This is a genomic window from Psychroserpens sp. (genome assembly GCF_034670085.1).
GTDB lineage: Bacteria > Bacteroidota > Bacteroidia > Flavobacteriales > Flavobacteriaceae > Psychroserpens.
This window is the reverse complement of the sequence record NZ_JAXMOD010000003.1, coordinates 304,358-318,172: the sequence shown is the minus strand read 5'-3', so window position 1 is coordinate 318,172 and position 13,815 is coordinate 304,358. Positions and strand designations below refer to the sequence as shown.

11 protein-coding genes are annotated in these 13,815 nt (G+C 33.4%); 2 read left to right on the top strand and 9 right to left on the bottom strand.

The features are described 5' to 3' along the window. Positions 1-68: 68 nt before the first annotated feature. The 3 genes from VOI25_RS07525 to VOI25_RS07515 all read right to left on the bottom strand — a co-directional run bounded on the left by VOI25_RS07525 (position 69) and on the right by VOI25_RS07515 (position 5,679). Positions 69-3,650, bottom strand: coding sequence for an ABC transporter permease/M1 family aminopeptidase (locus VOI25_RS07525; protein WP_323788443.1), 3,582 nt, complete (start codon positions 3,648-3,650; stop codon positions 69-71). Between the two features lie 21 nt (positions 3,651-3,671). Further along, positions 3,672-4,556 (bottom strand): ABC transporter ATP-binding protein, encoded by an 885-nt coding sequence (locus VOI25_RS07520; protein WP_323788442.1) that lies wholly within the window; start codon positions 4,554-4,556, stop codon positions 3,672-3,674. Between the two features lie 193 nt (positions 4,557-4,749). After that, entirely contained in the window at positions 4,750-5,679 is a 930-nt protein-coding gene (locus VOI25_RS07515; RefSeq protein ID WP_323788441.1) for a dihydrofolate reductase, read from the bottom strand. A 298-nt stretch (positions 5,680-5,977) separates the two neighbouring features. Here VOI25_RS07515 and VOI25_RS07510 point away from each other — a divergent pair, with 298 nt between their 5' ends. Beyond that, positions 5,978-6,277 carry an isoamylase early set domain-containing protein gene (locus tag VOI25_RS07510; protein ID WP_323788440.1) on the top strand — a complete coding sequence of 100 codons (300 nt, stop codon included), beginning with the start codon at positions 5,978-5,980 and terminating at the stop codon, positions 6,275-6,277. 69 nt (positions 6,278-6,346) lie between these two features. Here VOI25_RS07510 and VOI25_RS07505 read toward each other — a convergent pair whose 3' ends face one another. From VOI25_RS07505 to VOI25_RS07480, 6 genes are all read right to left on the bottom strand, one after another. Next, the gene (locus VOI25_RS07505; RefSeq protein WP_323788439.1) at positions 6,347-7,174 is read right to left on the bottom strand and encodes an energy transducer TonB; all 828 of its coding nucleotides are present in this window, start codon (positions 7,172-7,174) and stop codon (positions 6,347-6,349) included. An 8-nt stretch (positions 7,175-7,182) separates the two neighbouring features. Further along, entirely contained in the window at positions 7,183-8,007 is an 825-nt protein-coding gene (locus tag VOI25_RS07500; RefSeq protein WP_323788486.1) for a thymidylate synthase, read from the bottom strand. A 169-nt stretch (positions 8,008-8,176) separates the two neighbouring features. Then, positions 8,177-9,883, bottom strand: coding sequence for a NupC/NupG family nucleoside CNT transporter (locus VOI25_RS07495; protein WP_323788438.1), 1,707 nt, complete (start codon positions 9,881-9,883; stop codon positions 8,177-8,179). Positions 9,884-9,894: 11 nt separating this feature from the next. Further along, positions 9,895-10,503, bottom strand: coding sequence for a bifunctional nuclease family protein (locus VOI25_RS07490; RefSeq protein ID WP_323788437.1), 609 nt, complete (start codon positions 10,501-10,503; stop codon positions 9,895-9,897). Between the two features lie 116 nt (positions 10,504-10,619). Beyond that, positions 10,620-11,582, bottom strand: coding sequence for an electron transfer flavoprotein subunit alpha/FixB family protein (locus tag VOI25_RS07485; RefSeq protein ID WP_323788436.1), 963 nt, complete (start codon positions 11,580-11,582; stop codon positions 10,620-10,622). A gap of 103 nt (positions 11,583-11,685) precedes the next feature. Next, positions 11,686-12,432: an electron transfer flavoprotein subunit beta/FixA family protein gene (locus VOI25_RS07480; protein ID WP_323788435.1), complete on the bottom strand. Its 747-nt coding sequence runs from the start codon at positions 12,430-12,432 to the stop codon at positions 11,686-11,688. Between the two features lie 333 nt (positions 12,433-12,765). On the opposite strand from VOI25_RS07480, the gene VOI25_RS07475 reads away from it, so the two are divergent. After that, positions 12,766-13,749: a pyruvate dehydrogenase complex E1 component subunit beta gene (locus VOI25_RS07475; RefSeq protein WP_323788434.1), complete on the top strand. Its 984-nt coding sequence runs from the start codon at positions 12,766-12,768 to the stop codon at positions 13,747-13,749. Positions 13,750-13,815: the final 66 nt, after the last annotated feature.

Sequence of the window (13,815 nt, the reverse complement as noted above, 5' to 3'; positions counted from 1 at the left end):
AATTAAAAATCAAAAAAACACCTTTTCTATTCATGGAAAAGGTGTTTTTTTGGGGTAGAGTACATATTTTATTCTTCTTGACTGATACTTTTAATATTATCCTTAAACACACGATCAATTAAAATGTGTCTTGGATCTATAGCAGCTTTTACAGGTAGCGAATCTAGTTGAACTGTAATTGAAGTTTTATCTCTATTAAATTTCACTCGCTTTTGTTCGTATAAGTTTTCTTCATCATCATCCATAAAGAAACCAATATCAATCCAATCATTTATTTTGACTTTTGTTTCGTTACCTAGACTATCAGATTTAATCTTTGAACTTTCAATTTCCATTGTGACTTCATACTTACCATTGTCTAATGTTTTGTATGAAGCTTCAGTTAATCTATTATCATAAAGTGTGATTTCTTTGAACCAATCTTTAATTAAATAATTTAGTGAATCTGGAACTTGTGGTTCTAAATAGCGCAAGAAATCGTGCGAACTTGGATAAGGAGGTCCTTTATAACGGTATTCCTCTAAAAACCCTTTCATTGCAGTGTTTACTTTGTCTTCGCCAATATAATCTTGGAGTGCAAATAAGATGGCACTTCCTTTTCCATAATGAATATAACCTTGATTTTCTACTTGATACAACGGCAATTCTTTAAGTCGCTCTCCACTTCGTCCTCTTAAATAACGATCGTGATTATACTTTAAGAATTCACGCATTTTCATTGGATTGTCAGAAATACTTTTTAAAGTCATTAAGGATGAATATTCAGAAAATCCTTCGCTTAACATGGTGCTACCTTGCATATAGGCACCAATAACCTGGTGCGCCCAATATTGATGAGCCATTTCATGGGCAATTACAGCATCAATAACATTGTTTTCAGTTTCATCTTCAAGGTCAATTATGAACCCGAAGGACTCTGCATAAGGCATGGTTCCTGGAAATGCTTGTGCAAAATTTGAATACCTAGGAAATTCAATGATACGCGCTTGTTTATGATAGTAAGGACCGAAATTTTCGGTTAGATATTGTAATGAACGTTCTACTGCATCTAACATCATTTCAATATTTACGTCATGTTTTTTGTCGTAATAAATTTCAAGATCAATACCATTCCATTTACGTTTTGCTATTTCAAATCTAGCAGACATAAATGAATAAAAGTTTAATGAAGGTGTGTCGCCTTTATAATGGTAGTAATTACGTCCGTTTTCTTCCCATTTCTTAATTAGAGATCCAGGTGCAATTGCAGTTTGGTCTCCTATAGTTGAAATAACCGTTTCTACATTAATAAAATCAGATTGTCCATTAAAGATATAATTGCCCATATGTAGTTGGGTTACACCTTGTGTAAGTTCAGGCATACGTTCCTTTTCTGGAAGATCATATTTTTTACGCGTGTTTTTATCACTTATTTCATAATCTGAATTATAACCCATAACTGGTAAAATATCACCATTATTAATGAAGCTACCATTCTTAACAACCATTGTACTTCCTCTATTATTAGCAAATCCTTTGGTGATATACTTGTTATCTACCGTCATTGTTATTTTTTCTCCAGGTTGCAAAGCTGGACTTAATTTGTAAATGGTATATAGATAGGTAGTGTCTTTAAAAACAGCTTTTGAATTTGGAATTATAAGCTTGGTGTCCCAACCTTGACTGCTATAAAAATGTAGTGAATCAATAGGCTTTTCTGAAGCATTTGTTAATTCCAGATCAGCCTTAACATGAATATCTCTTTTATTAGGGAAAATATCGATGTAATATTTTGCATCAGTAACTTTTGGAGTGACCACATCTCTAAATTTCCCATATGTTTTTTCATAATCTGCAGATAATTGCTCTAAAGTATCACCAGAGAAATACGGATTTAGTACTTGCGTATTATAGTAGACGAAGCTTGCCACACCTATCCATGCAATTGCCGCAAAAGCAATTACACTTCTATAGCTTTTTGGCACTTCTTTTCTGGCTATTTTTATACGGCTTAATAATGAGCTATTAGAACCACGATTCCATAAAGCACCAGCAACAAGCAAGCCTAATACGGAAAACAAAATCCAATAGAGATTAAACCATAATGCTCCTTTGACGCCAGGTCCAAAGCGATTCATGTCTGAGTAAAATGTTGAAACGCCACCACCAATATCTAACATGTTTGAACTAACATCCATGATGCTCAATACAATTTCCCAAACTAAAAGGATAAGAATAGCAATAAAATAGCCAATGTACTTATTACTCGAGAGTACTTGAACCAATATGGTAATGCCTCCAAAAGCAATAAAAAGTGGTAAGTTATCATAGAAAAAATCTAAAAGATAAACATCAACTTCTATACGAGTAAAACCATTTAGTAGTTGATAAAGTATACCAATTACAATAAAAAACAAGTTTAAAATAGTTGCGATACTGACTAGCGATAAGGCTTTTGCAGCCATAGAAATGAAAGATGTGTGTGCAGTAGCATCGACAACTTCGTTGATTTTATAATCTCGATCTCTCCAGATTAATTCTCCACTAAAAAAGACAACGATAATGATGATAAAAATATCGGTATTATCTTTTATAGAGTCTATCAATTTATAAGTTACAGGATACGATTGTAAACCGAAATACTCAAAACCACCACTCAAGTCGGCAAACAAAATGATAATACAGAAGAGGAAAAGAATTTTAAAAGTGACACTCTTAATAATGCTTAAAAAATTGGTGTAGAAAAAACTTTTAAACTGTAACCAATTTGTAGCGCGATTAAATGAAGGGTTTAACTCAGGAAGGGCGAAAACAGTCTCTTGTTTTGAGGTACTAATTTTTTCTTTTTTGATCTTTTTATTTTTCTTCTTGAAAGAAAAACTAAAATAGGATATTGATAAAATTACTAGTCCAACAGCAATCCAAATTAATCGGTTATATAATAACAGTCCTGAAAAACTTGGACTAATTGTATTTTTTTCAACTGGAGTGAAATATTTAGTTTCAATCGAGTAGGTGTTTATTCCAAAAATATCTGATAGACCTGCAATGGTTTCATTATCAACATCAGACATTAACGATCCAGAAACGATATAAGCTACGATAATGACTAAGCCTCCAACAAATGAAATTACTGTACTTTTCCATTTATTTGCCATTGCAAAAATGACTGTTCCAGCAAGAAACATATTTGGAAGTATAAAGAGAAGGTAGTTATTCAAAAAGGTTTCAAAATAGAAGGGACCAAAACGACTTGGGTCTATCCATTCAAAAATGGAATTTAAATACGTTCCCAAAAGCATTCCAATAAAAACACCTACAAGGGGCAAGGTTGATACAAATAATGCACCAAGAAAACGGCCAAAAAAGTAACCTGGCTTGCTTAGAGGTGTTGTAAATAGAATTTCATTAAATTCGTTATTGTGATCTCTTAAGGCGGCATTATTAAAAAAAGCAACAGCCATTAACAAACTGAAAATGCAAAATATAGTCACATGAAGTGTAAGTGTATAAGGCGAATTACGATATACATTACCAATGGCTCCTCCAACTTGAACGTTATCACTAACCGTTGCAAAGAACTCCATTAGTCCCAAAATAAACATAAAGATATACACCATGGGTTGCTTGAGCGTATATTTTAACTCTGAAAGAAAAAATGTTTTGAACATAACTAAAATGATTAGATGAGGTTAAACAAGTACGTTTGATGTGTTGATTTTAGAAAAGAATACATCCTCTAAATTAGGGGTTACTTGCTCAAATCCGTTTTGTGGATTGTCTTCACTATAGATGTGAATTAGTGGTTGTCCACCAACCATTTTGTTAGATATTATTTTATAATTGGTTGCATAAGTTTCAAGTTCATCTCTATTTACAATTTTTTGGTAGACTTTACTTCTTAAGTCATCAATGGCAGTTTGAGGAGAACCGTGAAAAACGATTTCACCTAAATTCATTATGGCCATTTTTGTACATAATTCTCTTACATCGTCAACGATGTGAGTTGATAAAATAACAATAACATCTTTACCAACATCGGCAAGTAAGTTATAGAAACGGTTACGTTCTCCAGGATCTAAACCTGCTGTTGGTTCATCAACGATAATCAATTTTGGGTTGCCAATTAGTGCTTGAGCAATACCTACACGTTGCTTCATGCCTCCAGAAAACCCTTTCACAGATTTGTTTCTCTTATCGTAAAGATTGACTTTATCCAGTAAATATTTCACTAGTTCTTTTCTTTCAGAACTATTTGTAATTCCTTTTAATACTGCTAAATGAGTCAATAATTGTTCGGCAGTAATTCTGGGATATACACCAAATTCCTGAGGCAGGTAACCTAAAACTTTTCTAAGTTCTGCTGGTTGATTTAGAATATCAATATCATCTAGAGTGGCACTACCAGAATCTGCTTCTTGAAGTGTGGCAAGTGTTCTCATTAAAGAAGATTTCCCAGCTCCATTGGGTCCTAAAAGGCCAAACATACCGTTTTCTAGTTCTAAACTAACATTGTCTAATGCTTTTACTCCATTAGCGTATGTTTTTGATAAATTACTGATTTTTAATGTACTCATTCGAAGGTGATATTTGATTGGTTATTGTAATTATGACGACCTAAATTGAAAAGCGTTACATTTTAGTAGATCATCTTTACAAGATACTATTTATTATTAAGACGTGAATTTTTGACAAATGGTTGCCTGTTCTGAAGAATGAGATTTCAGATTTTGAATTGTATAAACTAAATAACAAGAAATTAAAGTAGTATTACTTTTTCAAATACGTAATAAAAGAAAATGCATGTGCATGTTTGTCGTCAGCATCATGAGTCTTACGATTTATTTCTTTCCATTGCGACGCATCAATTTCAGGGAAATAGGTGTCAGCATTTTCAAAATTAGAATGTACACGAGTTAATTCTATTTTATAAGCTAAATCCATCGATTGTTTATAGATTTCTCCACCTCCAATTATGAAGGGTTGATTGTCATTTTTTGCAGCATCGATGGCATCCTCTAAATTATTTACAATTATGACACCATCTGGTGCTTTATAGTCTTTTTGCCTTGTAATAACAATATGAATTCTGTTTGGTAAAGGCTTAGGAAAGCTTTCAAATGTTTTTCGTCCCATGATGATATGATGACCATTAGTAAGTAGTTTAAACCGCTTTAAGTCATCACTTAAATGCCAAATAAGGTCGTTGTCTTTACCAATTGCATTATTCTCTCCTGCAGCAACTATAATAGTGAGCTCAGATGTTTTTTTTTCTAAAGTCGATTTACTTTCAATTACGGCATTATAGGCTTGAGATTTTGCAATCTCTTTTTCTTCTTTTAAATAGCCTTGTTTGAGTTGCTCAATACGCTCTTGCTGTTTGGCAACTAAAGCTTCACGTTGTTGATCTTCCCATTGTTTGCCCATAAATTTATGAGTGATGAAGACTGTTATAAAGTGATATATAAATAAGAAGAGCCATAAAACAATGGCAATTACAAACCACTCTAATCCAGCAATTGTCAAATTTTTGCCTATACCTAGAACAGTGTTAGCTAAAATTAAAAAGACAGCTCCAATTAGAAAAACTACAAAATGAATATATAAACGCTTCTTTTGTTTGATGCGTTTTTCTGCAGCTTTAATGAGTGCTAATTGCTCTTGATCTATACTTGGAGTGGTTTTCTTTTTTCCGAACATAATTGTAAATATTTACAAATATAAAGTTATGATTTTTAACGCAAACGATGTAATTATATTAATTAAAATTCACAATGGAAATACGCAAACGTTTTCGTGTAAAAACAATTGATAATCAGCGCTTAATACTTAAATTAATACTTGATGATATGATAATTTTAAGGTGCTTTTTATTTGTACTTTAAATTAAAAAGCACTTAATTTTATCAAATTGATAATTCTTTAGTTTAGAGTAAATTATTCGTATGAGTGTGTACCTTTCTTTTATACATTTGTTCAAAATTTAATTCATATTATTATGGCAATTACAAAACAATACTTAAAGAGCAAACCAGTGTGTAAAGTAACTTTTACTGTTCCAGCTGAAGAAGCGAAAAAAGTAGCAGTTGTAGGAACTTTTAACGAGTGGAATGCTAAAAAAGCGGTTCAACTTAAGAAATTAAAAAACGGAAGCTTTAAAGGGACTGTAGATTTAGAAAAAGACAACTCTTATGAGTTTAGATATCTAGTTGATGGTACTTACATCAATGATGAACAAGCAGATGCATACGCATGGAATGATTATGCAGCAGCTGAAAATGGTGTTTTAAATCTGTAATAGATTTCGTTTTACAACATTAAAAAAGAGCTTTCAAATTATGAAAGCTCTTTTTGTTTTTAGGTTTATTTAATTGAAATATAAAGTCATCAATAAACTATAGGGAGTTTCTACAGCAACACCTTCCCAATATCCTGGTTCCTTAAATTTTGGAAGCCGTTTAGCCACTTTTATCGCTTCAATAGCTATAGCTTTATGATTGGCTTTGGTATTGACGTTTTCTATTTTACCTTTTTTGTTTATCGTAAATTCTAGAAGAAACTGGGTTGATTTTTCAGTCGGTAAAGCACGACTAGCCAATTCAATGTCAAAACTCATTTTAATGAAATTGGCGATTTTTCGTTTTGAACAGGCTTCTAAATCAGCATTACTAGATGTTTTGTTACAGCCTCTATACACTGGGTATTTGGTCAAGCCTTCATTTTTATTAGGTTCAATATTTACCATAAGTGGCAAGGTATAAGGAACAATAACTGGTTTACCTCTCTGAAATCCTGGCGTTAATGGTGGAATTAGTTTCGCTACTCTAATCGCTTCAGCTTCTAAGTATTCATCTTCTGCTCTAGCTTGTATGCCAGTTACCTTTCCTTCTTTATCCACTTTAAAAGTCAGTAGAACTCGTTTTAACCCTGGGATAAGCTCTGATTCTTCATGCATTTCTGTATTGAAATGCTTTTGAAAATGCAATGCAATGTTTTGTGACATGCATTTTTTCTTCTCTCCATTTGAGACGTTTTTTTTACAACCTTTATATAATGGAACATTTTCGATAACTTCTAAAACCTTTGGTTCATTTATGGGATTTAACGAATCTAATTCAGATGAACTGAGTGTTTTTTCTTGTGCAAAAAGAAAAGTTCCACAAAAGATGATTAGAAATAAAAGTATGTTTTTCATAGGATTGGTTAAACGGCAACTACACCTTTAATATGTGGATGCGGATTGTAATCCACTAAGGTGAAGTCCTCGAAGGTGAAATCAAAAATGTCTTTGACTTCAGGATTTAAAATCATTTTTGGCAATGGTCTAATATCTCTTGAGAGTTGTAATTCTAATTGTTCAACATGGTTACTATAAATATGTGCATCGCCAAAAGTATGAATGAATTCACCAGGTTCATAGCCGCAAACTTGGGCTATCATCATAGTGAATAACGCGTATGACGCAATATTAAAAGGAACACCTAAAAAGGTATCTGCACTGCGTTGGTATAATTGGCAAGATAACTTACCATCTGCCACATAAAACTGAAAAAAAGCATGACAAGGAGGAAGAGCAGCTTTACCATTAGCTACATTTTCGTCAAATGATTTAGACGTATCTGGAAGCACTGAAGGATTCCATGCAGACACCATCATACGACGACTATCAGGATTAGTCTTTAATGTTGCAATAACATCTTTTATTTGATCAATATCGTCACTATTCCAGTTGCGCCATTGATGCCCATATACAGGTCCAAGGTTTCCATTTTTATCAGCCCAAGCATTCCATATTTTTACACCATTTTCAGTAAGGTAATTAATATTAGTATCACCTTTTAAGAACCAAAGCAATTCGTAAATAATGGATTTTAAATGTAATTTTTTGGTAGTGACCATTGGAAAACCTTCGTTTAAATCAAAACGCATTTGATAACCAAAAACGCTTTTCGTTCCTGTTCCTGTGCGATCTCCTTTTTCGTTCCCTTGTTCTAAAATGTGTTTAACTAAGTCGTGATATTGCTTCATATTCATTTTCCGATAGTGTGGAAATCTCTTTAAGTTGTACTTCTAATTATTCAGGAAATAAAAATAAAAATAAGGCTTGAAATTATTTAACTTCAAGCCTTTTATATATTAAAAGTTATTAACGTTTTTTTGCATTGAAGAAAGCTAACTTATCTGTGGTGATTCGCTATTAGCCTATTATCATTCCTGCTATTGTCGCAGAGATTAATGATGCAATTGTACCTCCAATTAGAGCTTTCATACCAAATTTTGATAACTGTGTACGTTGACCAGGTGCTAAGGATCCGATGCCACCAATTTGAATACCTATAGATGCGAAATTCGCAAAACCACATAGCATATAAGTTGCCATTATAATTGATTTTTCGTAGGTTAAATGTGTTGAATTAGCAACATTCTTAAGGTCTGCTAATTGAATATAGCCTACAAATTCACTAGCTGCGAGTTTGATGCCTAGAAGTTGTCCCATCAACATGACATCTTCTTTTGCGACACCTATTAACCACATTAAAGGGGCAAATACTGTACCTAGCATGGCTTCTAATGAAAGTGCGTCATAAGGTGAATTTGCACTTACCCAATCATTTAAACCACCAATAGTACCCATTTTTAATAAACCATAATTAATCATTGAAATAAAAGCAACGAAGACCAAAAGCATTGCGCCAACATTTACGGCAAGTTTTAATCCTTCAGTCGTACCATTTGCAATAGCATCTAAAAAGTTAGAGCCTATTTTTTCTTGGGATACAGCAACATCAGTATTAACTTTTTCAGTTTGAGGGTATAAAATTTTAGAAATCACGATAGCTCCAGGTGCTGCCATTACAGAAGCTGCTAGTAAGTGCTTAGCGTATACAAGTTTTAAAGCTTCATCATCACCTCCAAGAAAGCCAATATAAGCTGCTAGGACTGCTCCTGCAACAGTTGCCATGCCTCCAATCATGACAAGTAATATTTCAGACTTGTTCATCTTTTCTAAGTAAGCTTTAATCAATAGAGGTGCTTCGGTTTGCCCTAAAAAGATATTACCAGCAACACTTAAACTTTCGGCACCAGAAATGCCTAATAGTTTGGATAACAACCATCCCATAGCTTGTACAACTTTTTGAATAATACCTAAATAGAATAGAACCGAAGTTAAGGCTGAAAAGAATAAAATAGTTGGTAATACTTGAAATGCAAATATGAAACCATAAGATGTGACATCCATGAATCCGCCAAAAAGAAATTCACTTCCTGCTTGGGTGAATCCTAATATTTTTATAAAAATCTTTCCTACAAATTCAAATACGGATTTTATAAAACCAACTTTTAAAACACCTATAGCTATAATTAGTTGGAAGGCTAAACCAATTCCTACGGTCTTCCAATTAACAGCTCTTCGGTTACTACTAAACAAAAAGGCAATAAAAATTAGCGTGATCATTCCTAAAACACCTCGCCAGAGGCTATTTAAAGAAAATCCTTGGCTGGGAATTATAGTTGAAACATTACTTGTTACAACTACGATTGTTTCAGCTGTTTTTGGCGTAATAAATTTGTATATGGTTTTGTTCTCTGAAACAACTAAAGTTGAATCAGTGAGTTCTTTAATTTTATAACGTCTTATAGTATCATTAGGTTTCGAATAATAAAATACCAATAAGTTGTTTTGATGAATATAATCGCCTGAAGCCTTAAGGTTATTGGTTTGAAGTGAATACTCAAATTCTCCAGCTTTAAGATGTATTGCATCAGCGTCAGAGATGTCTAATAGTGATAATCCATTTTCATCTTGTATTGCTTCAAATTGCCATTTCTTTTCTAAGTCTTGACTAAATACTGTTGTTAGTCCAAAAAAAATAGCTGCAACAGCTAGTAGAAAATGTTTCATCTTAAAAGTGTTTAACGTTTAGAAATTTCGTCTCGTATTTTAGCTGCTTTTTCGTAATCTTCATTATTAACAGCCTCATCTAAAAGCGTATTAAGTTCTTTAAGGCTTTTGTTTTTGTAGTTTTCTTGAACACTAGCTTCAATTTCTTCAGCAACAAAATCATCAACTAAAATGCTGTCTTGTTCTTCTTCTCCTTTTTTAGGGTTCACTTTTAAATAAATACCAGCTTTATCTAGAATATTTTTATAGGTGAAAATTGGTGCTTGAAAACGCAAAGCTAAGGCAATAGCATCGCTCGTTCTTGCATCAATAATCTCTTCAATTTTATCACGTTCGCAAATTAAACTTGAGTAAAAGACACCATCTACTAGTTTATGGATGATAACTTGTTTGACAACAATATCGAAACGGTCTGCGAAATTTTTAAATAAATCGTGAGTCAGAGGTCTTGGTGGTCTGATTTCTTTTTCTAAGGCAATTGCAATAGATTGCGCCTCAAATGCTCCAATAACTATAGGGAGTTTACGATCACCATCAACTTCATTCAGAATTAGAGCATATGCACCATTTTGAGTCTGGCTGTATGAAATTCCTTTTATGTTTAATTTTACTAAGCTCATAATATATAAAACGTAAAGAACTGTTTAAATTCGGACTTTACCAACTACAAAATGCAGATTTAAGATTAAAGAACCAAATCTAAACAGCCCTTTTCAAAACACAATTTAAAAAAAAATTAGGCGTTTTGTGCTTTAAATGCTTTTAATTTTTCGATGAGTGCAGGCACAACTTCAAAAGCATCACCTACGATACCATAATCTGCAGCTTTAAAGAAAGGTGCTTCTGGATCTGTATTGATGACAACTTTTACTTTTGAAGCATTTATTCCAGCTAAATGCTGAATAGCTCCCGAAATACCAATAGCTATATATAAGTTTGATGCGACAGGTTTTCCTGTTTGTCCAACGTGTTCACTGTGAGGTCTCCAACCTAAATCTGAAACCGGTTTAGAACATGCAGTTGCTGCGCCTAAAACGTCAGCTAATTCTTCAATCATTCCCCAATTTTCTGGACCTTTTAATCCTCTACCTGCTGACACTACAATTTCTGCATCTGCAATAGTGACTTTATCTGTTGCTCTATCGACGGATTCAACTGTTACTCCAACTGCTGGAATAGCAGGTGAGAAATCTTCAACAGTTGCACTTCCGTTAGATTCAACTAATCCAAATGCGTTTTTTGAGACTGCAACAACTTTAACAGCTGTATCTATGGTAGTCATATTAAACGCTTTGTTTGTAAATGCAGTACGTTTTACTGTAAATGGTGATGTGCTTGAAGGTGCTTCAACAACATTAGATGCAAATCCTGCATTTAAACCAATTGCTAAAATTGGCGCTAAGTATTTGCTGTCTGCACTAGAACTAACAATAACAACATTTGAGTCTTCTTGCTTAGCAGCTTGCTCTATAGAACTGGCGTAAGCATTAGCATTGAATGCGTTTAATTCACTATTAGTTATGTTTAATATTTTATCAACGCCATAATTTCCTAATTCTGTAGCGTCATTGGCATTTATGGTTACAGCAGTAACGGTCGTGCCCAATTGATTTGCTACAGCTTTGGCGTAAGAAGCTGCTTCGAAAGCGGTTTTCTTTAATTTTCCTTGTTCTGATTCTGTATATACTAAAACTGACATGTTTTTTTTGTTTTGTCATCCTGAATTGGATTCAGGATCTCATTATTAATTTTGTTAATTTCTAAAAGATCCCAAATCAATTTTGGGATGATTTAGTCAATCCTTAAATCGCTTTAGCTTCGTTGTGAAGTAAATTGATTAACTCATCAATATTGTCTGCAGCAACTAGGGTTACAGCCCCTTTTGGAGCAGGTTTCTCAAACTTTACAGTTGATGTTTCTGCTGCAGCATTTGTCGGCTCAACAACAGACAATGGTTTTTGACGAGCCATCATAATTCCTCTCATGTTTGGAATACGAAGGTCACTTTCTTCAACCAACCCTTTTTGTCCTCCAACCACTAAAGGTAAACTTGTAGAGACCGTTTCTTTTCCACCATCAATTTCACGTATTGCTGTGGCATTTGTACCATCAACTTCTAAACTAATGCAGTTAGTTACAAAATTTGCATTGGTAAGTGCAGCTAGCATTCCTGGAACCATGCCGCCATTGTAATCAATAGATTCACGACCAGCAATGACTAAATCGTATCCACCTTCATTGACAACATTTGCTAATTCTTTAGCGACTTGGAAACCATCTTTTGCTTCTGTATTTACTCTAATTGCTGCATCTGCACCAATAGCTAAAGCCTTACGAAGTGTAGGCTCAGTTTCTGGTCCACCAACATTAACAACAGTAACGTTAGCGCCTTGTTTTTCTTTAAACCACATGGCACGAGTTAAACCAAACTCGTCATTTGGATTAATCACAAATTGAACACCATTTGTGTCAAATTTCGTGTCGTTTTCAGTGAAATTAATCTTTGAAGTCGTATCAGGAACATGACTAATACATACTAATATTTTCATATCGAAATTATTTATTTTGAGTGTATATTTTTTCTAGAGCACGAAGATAATTATAATAATTTGAATTTTACTATGCATGCATAGTAAAATTCAATAAAATTTGAAGTTTGTGCTATTTGTTTACGGATTTCTCAGATATACTATTGAATATCATCAATTATTCAAACTTTTGTGTTGAAAATAAATTCTAAAGGCCTCTTTTTTTGAATTGAATCACTTAAAATTATATTTATATGAGGCGTAGTTAAGTTTTGAATACGTTTTCAGCTATAAATTTATATAGATTTATTATCAATAATTATTACTTTTGCTATTCGATTAAAAAACTGATACATGAAGACAATTCAATTTAGAGAAGCCATTTGTGAAGCCATGAGTGAAGAAATGCGCAGAGATGAAAGCGTTTATTTAATGGGTGAAGAAGTTGCAGAATATAATGGCGCTTATAAAGCTTCAAAAGGTATGTTAGATGAGTTTGGTGCAAAGCGTGTAATTGATACACCAATTGCTGAACTTGGCTTTGCAGGAATCGCTATTGGTTCAACAATGACGGGAAATCGTCCAATTGTAGAATACATGACCTTTAACTTCTCTTTGGTTGGAATTGATCAAATTATAAATAATGCGGCTAAAATCAGACAAATGTCTGGTGGACAATTTAAATGTCCAATAGTGTTTCGTGGTCCAACAGCTTCTGCTGGTCAGTTGGCTGCAACACACTCTCAGGCTTTTGAAAGCTGGTTTGCAAATACACCTGGTTTAAAAGTAGTTGTGCCTTCAAATGTTTATGATGCTAAAGGTTTATTGAAATCGGCAATTCGCGATGACGATCCTGTAATTTTTATGGAAAGTGAGCAAATGTATGGTGATAAAGGTGAAGTTCCTGAAGGTGAATATACAATTCCGTTGGGTGTTGCAGATATCAAACGTGAAGGAACAGATGTGACTATCGTGTCTTTTGGTAAAATTATAAAAGAAGCTTACAAAGCAGCAGACGAATTGGAAAAAGAAGGAATTTCTTGTGAAATTATTGATTTGAGAACAGTCCGTCCTTTAGATAGAGATGCCATTTTAACTTCAGTTAAGAAAACCAATCGTTTAGTAATTTTAGAAGAAGCTTGGCCATTCGGAAACGTTTCAACAGAAATCACATATCTTGTCCAATCCGAAGCATTTGATTACCTAGATGCTCCGGTTGTAAAAATAAATACGGCAGATACACCTGCTCCATACTCTCCAGTTTTACTTGAGCAATGGTTGCCAAATAAAGACGAGGTTATTAAAGCTGTCAAAAAAGTTATGTATTTAAATGCGTAATGGTTTTTATATCCATCTAATAAATCGTAATTTTTTACGTTAATAAGCTTCATTAACACATCTTTG